Here is a 15735-nt window from a genome sequence, read left to right on the forward strand (position 1 = left end):
TATATCAATACACTATTATTATTATGGTATTGAAAAATTATACCGGTACAATTATAATGTGAATGTAAAATCATTTTAGAAGATCTCACAATGGTTGAGCAGCTTGCTAATGATAGTTCGGAAGCCAATGCAAGCAGGTATTTAATTCAATTAGGGAGTTTTACAAATAGAATTCGAGGTTGAATTTTACCTGAAAAAACTCCTTTGATCATAACGAGTATTAAGCGGAATAAAACACAGAGAATAGTAAAGAAATATTAATGCTAAGGGGGAGACGAAAATGGCAAAATTACCAAAGGATTTTTTATGGGGTGGAGCTTTAGCTGCGCACCAATTTGAAGGTGGATGGAATCAAGGTGGAAAAGGACCAAGCGTGGTTGATGTTATGACCGCAGGTGCACACGGTGTGCCAAGAAAAATCACTGATAAGATTGAGCCGGATGAGTTTTATCCAAACCATGAAGCCATTGATTTTTATCATAAATATAAGGAAGATATCGCATTATTTGCTGAAATGGGATTGAAATGTTTAAGAACGTCAATCGGTTGGACTAGAATTTTTCCAAAAGGTGACGAAACGGAGCCGAATGAAGAAGGTTTACAATTCTATGATGATGTATTTGATGAATTGCTAAAGCATGGAATTGAACCGGTTATTACGTTATCACACTTTGAAATGCCGCTGCATTTGGCAAGAGAATATGGTGGATTTAGAAACAGAGAGGTAGTTGGCTTATTTGTAAAGTTTGCTGAGGTTTGCTTCAATCGCTATAAAGATAAAGTGAAATACTGGATGACTTTTAATGAAATCAATAACCAAATGGATGTGTGGAATCCTATATTCTTATGGACAAACTCTGGCGTTCTTGTAAAAGAAGGCGAAAATGCCAAAGAGGTGATGTATCAAACCGCACACCATGAATTACTTGCAAGTGCATTGGCGGTGGCTAAAGGAAAAGAAATCAATCCAGAGTTCCAAATTGGGGCCATGGTTTCACATGTGCCGATCTATCCTTATTCATGTAATCCGGAAGATGTGATGCTGGCAGAAAAAGAAATGAGGCAGCGTTACTTCTTCCCTGATGTACAGGTTCGCGGCTACTACCCAAGCTACACGCTAAAGGAATTCGAAAGAGAAGGGTACAATATTAAGTTCGAAGACGGCGATGATGAAATATTACAAAATGGTACGGTTGATTACCTTGGATTTAGCTATTATATGTCCACAGCAGTAAAAAGCGATGTGGAAAAAGATAATCGAGGGGATATCTTAACTGGCGGGCTGCCTAATGGGGTAGAAAATCCATATATTAAAGCAAGTGATTGGGGCTGGACGATTGATCCAACAGGCCTTCGCTATACATTAAATCGTTTTTATGATCGGTACCAAATCCCATTATTTATCGTAGAAAATGGATTCGGTGCCGTTGATAGGTTAGAAGAGGATGGTTCTATCCATGACCCGGAAAGAATCCAATATTTAAAATCACATATCGAAGCTTTAGAAAAAGCGGTGAACTACGATGGTGTCGATTTATTAGGCTATACGCCATGGGGGATTATTGATATTGTATCCTTCACTACAGGTGAAATGAAAAAACGCTATGGCATGATTTACGTTGATCGTGATAATGAAGGAAATGGATCCATGAAGCGCTATAAGAAGGATTCATTCGATTGGTATAAAAAAGTGATTGAAACGAATGGGGAAATGCTTTAAAAAGCGATGCGGTTAATGTGACTAGCTGAACTGCCCTAATAGGCTACCGAAGTAAGATTATTTACCCCTTTTCGGTAGCCTATCACCCTTATAGGCTACCGAAGTAAGATTATTTATCCCTTTTCAGTAGCCTATCACCTTTATAGGCTACCGAAGTAAGATTATTTACCCCTTTTCGGTAGCCTATCACCCTAATAGGCTACCGAAGTAAGATTATTTATCCCTTTTCAGTAGCCTATCACCCTTATAGGCTACCGGAGTAAGATCATTTTTCTATTTTCAGTAGCCTATCACCTTTATAGGCTACCGAAGCAAGGACATTTATCTATTTTCAGTAGCCTATCACCTTTATAGGCTACTGAAATAAGATTATTTATCCCTTTTCGGTAGTATATCATCCTTATAAGCTACCATAGTAAGTGTAATAACCTGTTTTCATTAGTATATCTCTCTTATCACAATTGTTTTCGGATAGTGCCAACGGATTTCGTACAATACCTGCCTAACATTGCTAACAAAGAACCGTCCCCGTGCATTACTTTGTGCTTAAATCAATATATTCCTGTTTTAATTGGTTGATAATTTCTGCTACAGTTTCTTCTTTTTTAATGGCGCCTACTCCATGTCCTGCTGACCAAATATCCTTCCATGCTTTTAGACCGTTAGTATTGGCTTTTGATAAGTTAAAAGATTCTTTTGTTGGTAATCGTGTTGGGTCAATCCCAACTCTTCGAAGGCTTGGAATGAGATAATTCGCATGGACGCCGCTGAAGACATCTGTCGAAATAATATCCTCAGCGTTCGATTCGATAAGGATTTTTCGATAGTCACGGCTGGCTAGGCTTTCTTTTGCTGCAAGGAATCTGGTACCCATATAGGTTAAGTCGGCACCTAGGATTTTTGCCGCTAACATATCTCTGCCTGATGAAATTCCCCCGGCAAGTATCGTGACCCCATTCCAGAACTCTTTTACCGCATGAATGAATGCGAATGGATTATAGGTTCCCGCATGTCCTCCAGCACCGTTGCAAACAAGAATTAATCCATCTGCTCCTCTTTCGGCGGCCTTTCTTGCATGAACAAGATTCACCACATCGGTGAATACAAGACCTCCGTATTCATGCACATGTTTGACGGCGTGGCTCGGGTTGCCTAGTGAAGTGATGACAATGGGCGGCTGGTATTTTTTTATCAAGTCTAGCTCTGTTTCTAATCTGGCATTTGTTCGGTGAACGATTAAGTTCACAGCCCAAGGAGCGATTTTTTTCGTTGGTTCCTGGGTCTTTGCTGCAGCCAGCCCATTTGTGATTCGCTCCATCCAGTACTCCAAATCCCCAATGGTACGGGCGTTTGCTAAAGGAAATGAACCGATCACTCCTGCTTTACAGCCTTCAATCACCATTTCAATACTTGAGACTAAAAACATCGGTGAAATGATGACCGGAAGCTCAAGCTGAGAGGTAATAGATAAAGGTAGTGCGTTTGACATGAAACCCTCACCCTTCTTGAAATACACGGATTAAAACATTCCATTATTATTTTTTTGCGTGCGATGAACGGAAATCTACAGTCAATTTGATTTTATGTTCGGAAAATCCTGTTTACTCCCATTGCTAAAAAAAGAGCAGTATTTACGTAAAAACGTTAAATACTGCTCTTTTTGAATTAATTTATATCTGAAAAAAGACCAAGGGACCCGTCCCTGTGGCTCACTTGAAATATATGTAATCCTGTGGTATTCTTATATAGATATGCATCAATTAAATATTTTTAAATATATTATCCCTATTTTAATTATATAACAAAATTGATGCAGGAGTCAACCCTTTTATAAAAATTTCTTTATAAGGAGTGTTTGCCTATGAACCCGGAGCTTCAGCGGGAGCAAGAACGAGTAGATCGAGTGATGGGGACCATTGTGGGGGAAATGAACCGATTGGAAGAGGAAGCGGCCAAACTTAAAGGAGAGGTGGTTCATATCCGCAGGCACTTCTGGGATGAAGTGAAGGTGAATTTGGATTCCTTTGATGACTACCTTGAGACCATTATTGGCTTGCGTCAGGAGGCACAGGCTCTGTCCGTAAGTCAAAGCACCCATAGACATGCATCCAAGCGGTTATCCACGCTGCGCCGAATGCAGGAGGTACCCTATTTTGGCCGCATTGATTTTATTGAAGAAGGGAACACGGCACAGGAAAAAATCTATATTGGAATCTCCTCGCTTACTGATAAAAGTGGTGAGGATTTCCTGATTTACGACTGGAGGGCTCCTGTCTCGAGTGTCTACTATGATTATCAGCCAGGTCCGGCGAAGTATGTAACACCAGGAGGCACCATCCATGGCCAATTGGAGAAAAAGTGGCAATATCTTATCCGCGGCGGCGTTCTTCAATCAATGTTCGATACAAGTCTCACCATTGGAGACGAGATACTGCAGCAGGTTCTGGGCAAAGGGACCGACAAGAAGATGCATAATATTGTTGCGACCATTCAACAGGAGCAAAACCGGATTATCCGTCATGACCATGGCAGGCTGCTCATTGTTCATGGTGCAGCAGGAAGCGGCAAGACATCGGCTGCCCTGCAGCGAATTGCTTATTTACTCTACAAATATCGAGATCGCTTGAATGCTGATCAAATTATTCTTTTTTCGCCTAATAGCATGTTCAGCCATTACGTGTCCAATGTGCTGCCGGAGCTTGGGGAAGAAAATATGCAGCAGGTCACCTTTCAGGAATACTTGGATCTTCGTCTGAGCAAGGAGTATCAGGTTGAAAATCCCTTTGAACAATTGGAGTATGTTTTAACGGCGGAAAATACTTCTTCTTACAGGTCAAGACTTGCGGGTATCCGTTTTAAAGCATCTGCCCGCTTTTTTGAGGCAATCGAGTCCTATAGACAGTCACTGGAAATATCAGGCATGTTATTTAAGGACTTCATCTTCAGAGGGAAAGCAATCATTACGGCACAACAAATAGCAGAAAGATTCTACAGCCATGACACTTCACTCCGTTTTCATAATAGACTTGAAAAATTAAAGGATTGGCTTATAAAAGAAATAAAGGAGTTTCAAAAGGTCGAAAGGAAAAAGCCGTGGGTACAGGAGGAAATTGAACTGCTTAGCAACGATGATTACCATAAGGCCCATCGCTACTTAGCTGAAAAACGGGGCTTTAAAAGAGAGGCGATAGCCGACTATGATATGGAGCCGGGAGCACTTGCCCGCTTGATCGTTCACCAAAAATTGAAGCCGCTGCGAAAACAAGTCCGAGAGATGGGTTTCATAGACTTGAAGGGGCTGTACAAGGGGCTTTTTGCTGATTCTGTAAAGATCAAGGCTTGGATGAAAGGGAAAACGTCAGATTCGCTATCGGCCATTTGTCAGACGACACTGGAAATGCTTGACGGAGATAAGCTATTTTACGAGGATGCTACACCGTTTTTACTTTTAAAAGAGCTGATTCAAGGCTTTCAAACGAACAGCGCGATCAAACATATCGTTGTGGATGAGGCACAGGATTATTCCCCCTTTCAATTTGAGTTCTTGAAACGCTTGTTTCCTGCGGCAAGGATGACTGTGCTCGGGGATTTTAATCAGGCAATATTTGCCCATGCCAGTGAAAATGCTGATTTCAACACACTTACCAGCCTTTATGGACCGGATGAAACGGAATTGATCAATATTACAAGAAGCTATCGATCAACCAAACCAATCATTGAATTTACACGAAGTCTTGTTCCGAATGGAGATAGCATTGTTCCTTTTGAACGTGACGGTGAGAAGCCTGTACTGAAGCAAGTAGCCGATTACGAGGAGCTGCACAGTTGCATTATTTCTAAAGTGGCAGAATGGAAAGGTCAGGGGCTTAATAGTATTGCGATTATATGTAAATCTGCTGAGGAAAGTCTACGTGCCTACGAATCCCTGTCCGGCATCGATGGACTGAAACTCTTAAAAAGCAGCTCGATTGAATATGAGCAGGGTGTTGTAGTTGTACCGTCGTACATGTCCAAAGGAATCGAATTTGATGCCGTCGTCATTTATGATGCATCAAAGCATGTATATGGAGATCAGAGCCTACTTAGGGTATTCTACACAGCCTGCACCAGAGCCATGCACTATCTGCAGCTATACAGCGTAGGTGAACCGAGTCCGTTTGTACAAAAGAGCCTTGGGGACGGGTCCTGTGGTTCAGTATTAGATGCATGAAAATAGATTGATAAAAAACGACAAGGAAAGCTCTGCTGAGATTCATATTCTACAGAGCTTTCCTTTCATCTTTTCTGCCGTGCCAAGGGACCGGTCCCCGTGGTCCACTTCCCACGGCCTCGCTTTAATGCAGAACGGTTTTGAATGAAGCAGCTTGTAGATCAAAGTGGTTTTCATTTTGAACATCAGGAAGGTCATCATTCTGTTTTATATAGCCTGGCTTTTGGATATGACCTTTTACCAAATCGAGATACATTAACCCTTTGGCGACATCTTGCTCAGTTAGACTCAAGATGTGACGGTTGCCATCGATTAGGGAGAATAGTTCAATTCGATCGGGTATAATCCCAAACGCTTTTTTTGAAAAAACGGCCAATAAATACTTATATAGGGTTACAATTCTTTCGTCGATATCAAGTAAATATTTCTTAACTATAAACCTATTATTAAACCATTCTCCTATATCAAACGTTAAAGATAGGTTTATATTGAGTTCTTTCACGTTAACTTGGAGTCTCTCGAATAGAAACAGTGGTGGTTCATCTTGTTGTTTGGATGTTAAAAATAAAAGCAAATGATCTGTTATTTTAGCAAGAGTAACATAGTACTGAACTTTACTCTCAAATAAACCGGGGTGAATGTATTCTCGATATTGATCTATTAGTTTTAACAAATTAAGTACATTTTGTTCTTTTAAGGGCAAACGATAATAGTCAAGGATGATTTTTTGAACAGAGAATTCAACCATCTGTCTCCAAGTACCCTCACCACTACTTTTTTTTCTTAAAATATATTGATGATAAAATTGATTAGGGCATCTTATGAAGGATTCTAAATGGTTATCGGTAAGGGTTTTGATTGAGATCAGATGGTTCTTCCTTTTCATTGAGGGTCCTCCTGTTAATTTAGATTTTTGATCCAGTTTCTTGTTGATTCAAATGTGCAACAAAGTCAATTCCAAGCTGTTTGCAACGCTCAAGGTCTTCCGGTGAAGGGCTTGTATCAACCTTCAATCCATTAAGAACGACTTTAGCTCCACGTTTTTGTAGTTTTGCTATTAATATATCTACTGCACCGGCGAAATCTTCATATACAGTATCACCGCTACCAAATACAACAGCTTTTTTTCCCGTTAGATCAATCTGATCCATTTCCTCATAAAAATCTAAAAACTCATCCGGTAAATCTCCTTCACCCCATGTATAGGAACCGAGCAAAATCCCGTCGTATTTCTCAAGTTCTGATGCAGATGGATTATCAAAGATATCATTTATTTCTAAATCATTTCCGGATTCTTGTATTCCCTCAGCAATAGCATTGGCCATTTCCTCAGTATTACCAGTCATTGAAGCATAAACCATAATCATTTTAGACATAATATTTCTCCTTTAATAACAATATTGTTTGTTAGGTTTGGAAACGGTGAGACATTGGAGTATTGATGCGATTGATAATCATTATCACTAATAATGATAATCGTTATCAATTATAATTGCAATAATAAATTCTGAAAATTCGGTTTTGTAATTATGATGCCACTAAAATGGTTAAGTTCTACAGAATGGGATAAAGTTTATTCTATATGCGTCAGAAAGCAAAAAAATGTTTAGTATATTCAATCATTAAACTACTCCTACTGATACTATCGCAGTGGGTGAACACGAAATATTCAAGGTGGATGATACAAAAAAAGGTCCATGGTCCACTGTTAAAATATCACTCTATTTTTATGTAAAGAAGAAATCGGTTTAATACCGATCTCTTCTTGGTCTTCGTTCGGGTGAGTCTAATAATGATGGCTGATTTTCAATGGCAAGGTTCTTATTTGACTTTCTTCTTCTCTTATCCCTTTTTATTAGCTTATCAAGCACTCCAACTGCCCTTAAAAGCTGTGATTCAGTTAGTTCCCCTTTAGCATATAAACTGCATAACATTCCATAGGCAATCGCTTTTGTATTAATATCGATATTTACAACAAGATCAACATCTGAGTTTCCACTGTGTCCAACCAGTGTATTTAGTTTATTTTCAATTGGTTTATCCAATTCTTTCCCTCTCCTTTTTTTAAAAGAGGGATACTAAATACTAGTATCCCTGGAACAAGTATTCTAATGAAACATCCTCTTAATAATCTTTCTTTCGCTTATTTTCTTTTTCTTTCTTTTTCTCTTTCTCTTCTTCCTGTTCTTGCTCTTGATCGGATTCAGACTTTGCACGTACTTTAGCTGTTGAATCGCTATCAACATTAATTTCTAAGTTAATGCTTGAGTTTCCACTTTTAGTTACACGAGAATTAGCAATGTTAGTGTTTTTATCTTTTAAATTAACATCTGTTTCATTTTCTGTTTCATTATCGATTCTTGTTTTAAACTCATTCTCAACGTCAGTGTTAACATCAGTCCATGAGCGTTTTTCATTGCCGAAAATATCTGGGTTTTTCCATACTTTACTCATTCATGAATTCCCCCCTTCCAATTTAATAATACAATTTATTCTTTTGCCGAATTTTTGTGAGGACAAGCGCACCTTTCAATGCATGTAAAAGATCGGTTTTCCAAAAATAAAATAGGGACTATGGGGGCCTGTCCCTGTGTTCCACTTTAATAGAAAGCGGAATTAATTGACAACGATAATCATTATCAACTAAACTTTTAATTAATACGAAGAGGAATAGAGGATGATATGATGTTTGTTCAGATGAGAAAAATGATTGTGGCAGAAGGAAATTCAGAAAAGGTAGTCGAACGTTTTGACGGAAAAGGGTTAATTGAGCAGCAGGAGGGTTTTATTGACGCGACCGTCATGGTAAAGAAGGTTCGTCGCGGTGATGAAGAGGTCGTTGTTATGATTAGATGGGAATCAGAAGAATATTGGAAGCAATGGGAAAAAAGTGAAGCACATATTGCGGGCCATAAAGCAAAACTTGGTAAACCAAAACCTGACTATATCATCAACTCAGAAGGTGGACTGTACGAGGTAAAAACAGTCAAAACGGCAGAAAAGTAACAAAAAGGTCCATGGGTACGGGTCCCGCGGCTCAGTTATAAAATTAGGATGAAAAGCTAAGAATTATTAAAAATGAATAAGGGGAGTTCTGTAGAAATTTAACTTTCAGACAGAACTCTCCTTTATTTTATTCCGAGGTGCCGTGGGACCTGTCCCGAGGTTCCACTTTATTCTTTAAACCGCTCGGGTGATATTGATCCTGCTTGTTTCTTAGGTTTTAGGTTATATGACCAGGATACTCGAGACTCATATTTTTGGGTGTGTTCCTTTTTCATTAGGTTCTGTAATCGATCTTTGTTCTTCTCAAGGGAATGCTCTAGGGAAAGCAGGCGATTGGTAGGGAATGACAGCCCCGATAGTATAATAGTTACAGTAGGATCAGATTCTGAGTTATAGGTCCCTTCGAATAATTGAAGAGGTTCGCCAATCCTTTCAAAGACAGATGGTACATTAATTAATCTTGACATATTCTCTGAACCTTCATAGATTAGCCCAGCACGAATAGGACTTGCTGACTCAATAGGACAAAATACAGAGTTCTCCAACGATTGGTGAATTTTGCTGCAAGTGTCAGACGCAGTCTTGGCGTCTGCGATTGGAGCTGAGGAGATGATGGTTACTCCTCTTGTATTGAGAATTCTCATAAGATCTGTCTCATCGAAGTTACCGTATACGGAACTCTTTTGTGTTACTTCAAGTACATAGTGTATGGCTTCTACGACCTGATAATTTGCTGAAACGTAGATTTGCTGTTTGCTTGATTGCGGGTTCATCTTTCGTATCTGATCGTTGTCTACCAGAAACACAGAGGAGATTCGTTCTATTTTGGAAAGCTCTTCGATACACTCAGCCGCATTGATTCGGTTCCCCGCTAGCACGTTTTGCTCTGGTACAATGGCAATCGCTCCAATGTTTATGCCTGGCAGTTGATCTAATAGAAGCTTAATTAACAGCGGGCTCATACCAGATCCAGTACCCCCGTCAGTTGAAAAAGCCACAAGTAATAGCTTAATGTTCCTAAAGGACTGCTTTACAAAGTTAATCAAATCTTGACTATTATCATTAACCGCTTTTATTCCGATTGATCGATCCTGTCCGGCGCCATCATAGCCAGGGACAAAATATTTCTTTTCCACCGCTGTGTTAGCTAATCCATCACGTTGGTTTGTGTTGATAAGGGCAGTTTGAAAGCCCATGTTTGATGCAATATCAGCTATGTTACCACCTGCTTGACCAACGCCTAAGATTCCTATTGATTTCATTCAATCGCCTCCCTATATGATAATACTCGCGTTTTATGAATTTAGAATGAAAAAGATTAAGGGGAATATTGGATTTTGGCTATCGATCCATAGTAAATGAACTTTAATAGACCAATAACTTTTTCAAACTACAATGGAAAAAAGAGATTCCTCAAGATATCGGGAAGGGCTATTTTTGATAATGACCTAAAGATGATTGGAACATTAACTTCTTCCGAAGCAAGGAATCGATTATGGATTAAAAATAAATTAGGCATGGAAACGTTAACCTCGGAGGTTCCAGAGGAAGGTGGAAATATTACCTTTGCTGGAAGAAAACTGAACAGCAAGGTAAAACCGATTTTAGATGGCGATAAAATCAAATTTGTCATTTCGCTTACTGGGAAAGGTGACATCAAGGAAAACAACACGAACTTAGATCTTAGAAATCAAAAGTATCTTAAGGAGGTTGAGCAAGCACTTAACAAAGATGTACAAAAAAACGTAACCAAGACAATTTCAAAAGTACAAGAAGAATTGAAAGTAGATATATTCGGATTAGGAGAAACGATCCATAGGAAATATCCAAAACGATGGAAAGAAATTAAAGATAATTGGGATGAGGATTTCACTAAAGCAGATATCGTGGTGAATGTGAATCTGAACGTTAAAGAAGTGGGAGTGACCGGCCCCCCGTTACAATTAAGAGAAAGTGTGATCAAGAAATGAAAATTTCAGCGCTGCAAATGTTTTGGATGATGGCTATATTTCAATATGGTATGACTCTTCTTTTAACACAATCGCCTGCCCTTGCTGCAGCCAAACAAGATGCATGGATATCAATGGCTCTTGCGGGAATCGCAGGCGTTTGCATTACGTTCATTTGCGGTAAAATCAGTCTGCTCTACTCGAATCAAACCTTTGTTGAATTCTGCCAAACGATTTTAGGAAAGTGGTTAGGCAAGCTCATTGTTATCTCATATTTAATCCAATTTATAATAACTATGGGTGTCATCCTGAGACAATCATCCGAAATTATCCATTTGACCCTGTTTAGAAAAACGCCCTTATTTATAATTATTATTCTAATGGTATATTTAATCGTTTATATAGTGTATAAGGGTGGAATTGAAGGAATCGGGAGATGCAGCGAAATATTGGGTCCACTCATTTTCCTTGTGACGATTGTTACCTTGCTGCTAAGTTTCAATTCAATTGATTGGAATCAAATACTTCCGGTCTACGCTGACTCTGGCTGGAGACAGATAGTTAAGGGCAGTTTAGCCCCTTTTTCTTTTTGGGCTGAAGGTATCTACATTATGATGCTTACCTACTTTAATAAGGAGCCAAAAAGAGGAGTGTCCTATGCCATTCGTGCAGTCGGACTTGTTTCATTCTTTATCACAATCATTACAATAGAAGTGATCATGGTTTTCGGTCCAGGTTTATCCTCTAGAATGTGGTACCCCTATTTCGAAATGATCAGATTCATTTCCATCATGGAATTTTTACAAAACATTGAAATTTTCGTTCTTGTCATTTGGTTTTTAAGTGTTTTTATCAAATTATCCACATATCTGTTTATTACTAGTTATGGCATTGCTGATTTTCTTCACCTTAAGAATCAGGGAAAGGTGGTTTGGATTACAGCTTTAGTTATCATCTCTATTTCCATGTATTTTCCCAATATCATTAGTGCTTCAATTGAATTTCCTGAAAAAATCTATATTCCTTATATTGTTCCGATTAACATGGTTGGTATCCCATTGATATTATTAACAGTAGGTACTATTCGCAAAAATAGGAGTAAAAGGGGAAATGGGGGGTAGGGCCGCGGGGACGGGTCCCGCAGCTCCGTTTTAACATTGGGATTTATAAAAATTAATAAGGAGAGTTCTATAGAGATTTTACTTTCTCACAGAACTCTCCTTTGTTTTATTAGGATAGGCCGAGGAACCCGTCCCCGTGGTTCTTTATTTAGAATGGAATCGCCCCTATCAGAATGGCTGTTATGGTCATGACAATTGTCGTTCCAAACGCCCATTTAAACAGAAACTTTTGATGTTCCCCAAAATCCACTCCCACTAATCCAATCAGGATAAATGTGGCAGGAACTAAAGGAGACAGTGGGAATCCTGTTGTTGAATGACCCAAAAGAGCTGCCCGTCCTATTTCCACTGGATCAATTCCAAAGCTAGATGCTGTTTCACTAAGAATTGGAAGAATTCCAAAGTAATAGGTATCAGGAGAAAAGACAAAGCCAAGAGGAAGACTAGTAAGCGCAACAACTAAAGGCATATGTGGTCCAAGCCAATCAGGAATAACGGAAACAATGGTTGCTGCCATGGAGTCCATCATTTTTGTTCCAGTAAATACGCCTATAAAAATTCCTGCTGCGAATACTAGAGTACAAATCGTGACAAAGCTGTTTGCATGACTCAAAATCTGCTCTTGTTGTTTAGCTGGATTTGGAAAGTTTACAAACAAGGCAATGGCAAAGGCAGTGGCAAACAAAATCTGAATCGGCAGTACTTCCATGACTAACATAACCATAAGAGCAAGAGTTAAAAGTAAGTTAAACCAAAATAGTTTAGAAGACTTATTATCGATATCAAGTGCTGCAGCTTGTTCTGCGAAAGCCGGAGTAGACTCCAGTTGAATAACGCCTAATCGCTCCCGTTCCTTTTTGCCAAGTATATAGGCTGAAAAAAGTGTCCATAAGAGCCCCGCAATCATAACTGGGATAAGAGGAATAAATAAATCATTAATTTCTACCTGAAGGCTGGCCGCCGCCCTTACCAAAGGTCCTCCCCACGGAATCATATTCATAACTCCTGCAGCTAATGCAACAACACATGCTAAAATCAGACGATTCATACCCAATCTTTGATAGAGCGGAAGCATCGCTGAAACGGAAATCATAAACGTTGATGATCCGTCTCCATCCAATCCTACTAATATGGTAATAACTGCAGTTGCCAAGACAACCTTTAATGGATCTCCTTTAACTAAACGAAGAATTCTTTTAATCATTGGATCAAATAAGCCAACATCAATCATCAGTCCAAAATATAAAATGGCAAAAACAATCATAATTGCCGTAGGAGCAACCTTTATCATACCATCAAACATCATCTGTCCCATGTCTGCGCTAAAACCGCCGATTAAGGCAAAAGCTACAGCAACAAAGACGAAAGCAACAATGACTGAAAAACGCTTAGAAATAACTAATAAAAGAAAAGTGGCTATCATACAAAAGCCCAAAAAAGACAACATTTTAACATTTCCCCCTTAAAAAACGAAACCATTTAAAACCTAAACATTTTTAAAAAAGTCCCTTATTCGTAATGAAGCAATTCTTTCTAAATAAAAAGTGCTCCTGTTAATTAAATGAATCAATAAAATATTCAGATAATTATAAAGAAAAATAATTCTCTTGTTTCCATCCAAACTATGTACCTTTGACAAACCCCGGATATGAAAAAATAATCAAAAAATAAAATATTTTCCATTATACCATTGAAAATATATATAGTAAAAAACTATTTTATAAGAATTTTTTATAAAAGGAAGGGGTCCGTCCCCGCTGTCAAAGCCTGAGGGACTCAGCCCTGTGGTCCAACTCTTCTGCGTTCCCTAATAATCTGGAATTTTTATAATAATAAATAACTATTACAAATGAATGGTTATCATTCCTTTTTATGGTTAACTATGGTTATATATGGTTATTTTTCCTATTATTCGACAAATTACAGACAGAAAACGACATAAATATCCGAATCCTGTTAAGGGAGAATGAGATTATTTGGTGACATGTATAAAAAGGACAACATTTAAAGTTTTTAACCCATAACGGAAGAATAGGAGATTTTTATCATTATGACGAAAGAATTATTTGAAAACGGGAACTTAGTATTACATAGAAAGGAAACTCATGGCAAAAGAGAATATACCAATATAGAACCGGTTTTCTCTTCAAGAATGGAAAAACGATTATATTATAAAAGCACAACTCTTTTTGATATACGGAATGTTTTAGATATTAAAGGATTCCTCAATGATATAAGTGATAATTGGAATACATATGTCTCACAAATAAACCGCTGGATTCAAAAAAATCCAGTAAAAAAACTAGTCGTGACCGGGATTTTTACGATTATTCTTGGTTTAAACACGATTTCAACGAATGCAGCATGGGTTCAGGAATATACATACCAGGTAAAAAACAGTGATACAATCGAAAATATCGCTAGGGATCATGGTGTAACCGTACAAGGAATATTGGATGCCAATGGAATAACTCCGAAAGATGGTCAAAAAATTCTTTTACCTAAAGTGCAAGACAAAGTGGTAACAGCTGGAATACTAAATGTCCGATCCCGTCCGAATACAGAAAGTAGTATTATTACAAAATATCAAAAAGGAGATATGGTTAAAGTTTCATTTGAGGAAAATGGTTGGGCTGGTATTCTGATCAAAGGAAGACTTTATTATGTTAGTTCTGATTATCTTACAAAAAAAGAAATGGGGAAATCTAACGCGTCTACTAGTTCAACTGTATACATAATTAAAAGTGGTGATACGTTTGCTAAAATTGGTAGAACATTTGGTTTAACTACCTCAGCTATTCAGGAGCTTAACCCAACAGTCGATCCAACAAAGCTGAAAATTGGTCAAAAAATTAATGTCCCTGTAACAACTTCTACTACTGTTGGTACAATTGAATCGCAAGAAAAAACCATGTATGTGACGGCGACTTCGTTGAGAGTAAGGGAATCAGCATCTACTAGCAGTTCAATAGTAGGGAAGCTAAAATTAAACGATGCTGTGTCCGTAAAAAACATAAAAAATGGGTGGGCCAAGATTGAATTCAAAAGCAAAACAGCATTTGTTAGTGAATCCTATTTAACGAATAATAAGCCAGTATCAACTAAAGATAGTAAAAATAATAGTCCATTAGAATATGTGATTAAAAGAGGAGATACTCTCACTAAAATTGGAAGAACGTTAGGGGTTTCCGCCTCGATTATACAAGAACTAAACCCAGCAGTCGAACCAACGAAACTGAAAGTTGGACAAGCTATTAAGATTCCTGAAGCAGTAGCAGCCTCTTTAAATCAAATAAATGTAGTAGCTCAAATAACTGGTCTAGAACCTGGAGCTTTTCATTTTATCACATCAGATGGAAAAACCCATGGTGCAGGGGCATCTGAAACTTTGATGAATGAAATATCTAAGCTGCAAGGGAAAACAGTAACCTTAACACTCCAAGCAAAAAGAGGCCAACAAATGCGATTAATCTCGTATAAATAAAGGAAGCATGGGGACGGTTCTGCTGCTTCCAATATGATAGGCAGGAACCGTCCGGAGCTGCTGAAATGCTCATTTTAAAGAATAAAGGAATCTGATTGCCTACAATATGCAGATAATCAGATTCCTTTATTTTTATATTGCAAAGTACCTTCCATTGACACAAATTTAACAGGTTTCCGTCAGCCTCGAACCGTCCCCATGTTTCTCTATGATTAAACACAAAGAAAGCTCAACTGAGATTCAAA

13 protein-coding genes are annotated in these 15735 nt (G+C 38.3%); 6 read left to right on the forward strand and 7 right to left on the reverse strand.

The window, feature by feature from the left end:
- The first annotated feature begins 280 nt into the window (after positions 1–280).
- Complete coding sequence (gene bglA, locus ACHUFV_RS19355) at positions 281–1720, forward strand: 6-phospho-beta-glucosidase BglA (RefSeq protein WP_394236966.1); 1440 nt, start codon at positions 281–283, stop codon at positions 1718–1720.
- 535 nt (positions 1721–2255) lie between these two features.
- Here bglA and ACHUFV_RS19360 read toward each other — a convergent pair.
- Positions 2256–3209 (reverse strand): NAD(P)H-dependent flavin oxidoreductase, encoded by a 954-nt coding sequence (locus ACHUFV_RS19360; protein ID WP_394236968.1) that lies wholly within the window; start codon positions 3207–3209, stop codon positions 2256–2258.
- 372 nt (positions 3210–3581) lie between these two features.
- Here ACHUFV_RS19360 and helD point away from each other — a divergent pair, with 372 nt between their 5' ends.
- Positions 3582–5930: an RNA polymerase recycling motor HelD gene (helD, locus tag ACHUFV_RS19365; protein ID WP_394236970.1), complete on the forward strand. Its 2349-nt coding sequence runs from the start codon at positions 3582–3584 to the stop codon at positions 5928–5930.
- Between the two features lie 124 nt (positions 5931–6054).
- Here helD and ACHUFV_RS19370 read toward each other — a convergent pair whose 3' ends face one another.
- From ACHUFV_RS19370 to ACHUFV_RS19385, 4 genes are all read right to left on the reverse strand, one after another.
- The gene (locus tag ACHUFV_RS19370; protein WP_394236972.1) at positions 6055–6816 is read right to left on the reverse strand and encodes a hypothetical protein; all 762 of its coding nucleotides are present in this window, start codon (positions 6814–6816) and stop codon (positions 6055–6057) included.
- 19 nt (positions 6817–6835) lie between these two features.
- Positions 6836–7306 (reverse strand): flavodoxin, encoded by a 471-nt coding sequence (locus ACHUFV_RS19375; protein ID WP_394236974.1) that lies wholly within the window; start codon positions 7304–7306, stop codon positions 6836–6838.
- Between the two features lie 372 nt (positions 7307–7678).
- A complete protein-coding gene (locus ACHUFV_RS19380; RefSeq protein WP_394236975.1) occupies positions 7679–7975 on the reverse strand; it encodes a hypothetical protein in 297 nt (98 codons plus the stop codon).
- Positions 7976–8054: 79 nt separating this feature from the next.
- Complete coding sequence (locus ACHUFV_RS19385; protein WP_394236977.1) at positions 8055–8384, reverse strand: hypothetical protein; 330 nt, start codon at positions 8382–8384, stop codon at positions 8055–8057.
- A 231-nt stretch (positions 8385–8615) separates the two neighbouring features.
- Between ACHUFV_RS19385 and ACHUFV_RS19390 the strand changes: the two genes are divergently transcribed.
- Entirely contained in the window at positions 8616–8936 is a 321-nt protein-coding gene (locus tag ACHUFV_RS19390) for an antibiotic biosynthesis monooxygenase (protein ID WP_394236979.1), read from the forward strand.
- Between the two features lie 167 nt (positions 8937–9103).
- On the opposite strand, the gene ACHUFV_RS19395 is transcribed toward ACHUFV_RS19390, so the two are convergent.
- Positions 9104–10198 (reverse strand): FtsZ/tubulin family protein, encoded by a 1095-nt coding sequence (locus ACHUFV_RS19395; RefSeq protein WP_394236981.1) that lies wholly within the window; start codon positions 10196–10198, stop codon positions 9104–9106.
- Positions 10199–10294: 96 nt separating this feature from the next.
- On the opposite strand from ACHUFV_RS19395, the gene ACHUFV_RS19400 reads away from it, so the two are divergent.
- Entirely contained in the window at positions 10295–10906 is a 612-nt protein-coding gene (locus ACHUFV_RS19400) for a Ger(x)C family spore germination C-terminal domain-containing protein (protein ID WP_394236983.1), read from the forward strand.
- Positions 10903–12006, forward strand: coding sequence for a GerAB/ArcD/ProY family transporter (locus ACHUFV_RS19405; protein WP_394236985.1), 1104 nt, complete (start codon positions 10903–10905; stop codon positions 12004–12006). Before ACHUFV_RS19400 ends, ACHUFV_RS19405 begins: the two co-directional genes overlap by 4 nt.
- Before the next feature lie 148 nt (positions 12007–12154).
- On the opposite strand, the gene ACHUFV_RS19410 is transcribed toward ACHUFV_RS19405, so the two are convergent.
- On the reverse strand, positions 12155–13453 hold the full coding sequence (locus ACHUFV_RS19410) for a CitMHS family transporter (RefSeq protein ID WP_394236986.1): 1299 nt from the start codon (positions 13451–13453) through the stop codon (positions 12155–12157).
- 603 nt (positions 13454–14056) lie between these two features.
- Between ACHUFV_RS19410 and ACHUFV_RS19415 the strand changes: the two genes are divergently transcribed.
- Positions 14057–15490 (forward strand): LysM peptidoglycan-binding domain-containing protein, encoded by a 1434-nt coding sequence (locus ACHUFV_RS19415; RefSeq protein WP_394236988.1) that lies wholly within the window; start codon positions 14057–14059, stop codon positions 15488–15490.
- Positions 15491–15735: the final 245 nt, after the last annotated feature.

The sequence above is a fragment of the Niallia oryzisoli genome, from assembly GCF_043641075.1.
GTDB classification, from domain to species: Bacteria; Bacillota; Bacilli; order Bacillales; family Cytobacillaceae; genus Bacillus_BD; species Bacillus_BD oryzisoli_A.

Coding starts and splice junctions, on each gene's coding strand:
- helD (WP_394236970.1), top strand. CDS start 3,582: ATGAACCCGGAGCTTCAGCGGGAGCAAGAACGAGTAGATCGAGTGATG.
- bglA (WP_394236966.1), top strand. CDS start 281: ATGGCAAAATTACCAAAGGATTTTTTATGGGGTGGAGCTTTAGCTGCG.
- ACHUFV_RS19405 (WP_394236985.1), top strand. CDS start 10,903: ATGAAAATTTCAGCGCTGCAAATGTTTTGGATGATGGCTATATTTCAA.
- ACHUFV_RS19370 (WP_394236972.1), bottom strand. CDS start 6,816: ATGAAAAGGAAGAACCATCTGATCTCAATCAAAACCCTTACCGATAAC.
- ACHUFV_RS19360 (WP_394236968.1), bottom strand. CDS start 3,209: ATGTCAAACGCACTACCTTTATCTATTACCTCTCAGCTTGAGCTTCCG.
- ACHUFV_RS19385 (WP_394236977.1), bottom strand. CDS start 8,384: ATGAGTAAAGTATGGAAAAACCCAGATATTTTCGGCAATGAAAAACGC.
- ACHUFV_RS19395 (WP_394236981.1), bottom strand. CDS start 10,198: ATGAAATCAATAGGAATCTTAGGCGTTGGTCAAGCAGGTGGTAACATA.
- ACHUFV_RS19390 (WP_394236979.1), top strand. CDS start 8,616: ATGTTTGTTCAGATGAGAAAAATGATTGTGGCAGAAGGAAATTCAGAA.
- ACHUFV_RS19375 (WP_394236974.1), bottom strand. CDS start 7,306: ATGTCTAAAATGATTATGGTTTATGCTTCAATGACTGGTAATACTGAG.
- ACHUFV_RS19410 (WP_394236986.1), bottom strand. CDS start 13,453: ATGTTGTCTTTTTTGGGCTTTTGTATGATAGCCACTTTTCTTTTATTA.
- ACHUFV_RS19415 (WP_394236988.1), top strand. CDS start 14,057: ATGACGAAAGAATTATTTGAAAACGGGAACTTAGTATTACATAGAAAG.
- ACHUFV_RS19400 (WP_394236983.1), top strand. CDS start 10,295: ATGAACTTTAATAGACCAATAACTTTTTCAAACTACAATGGAAAAAAG.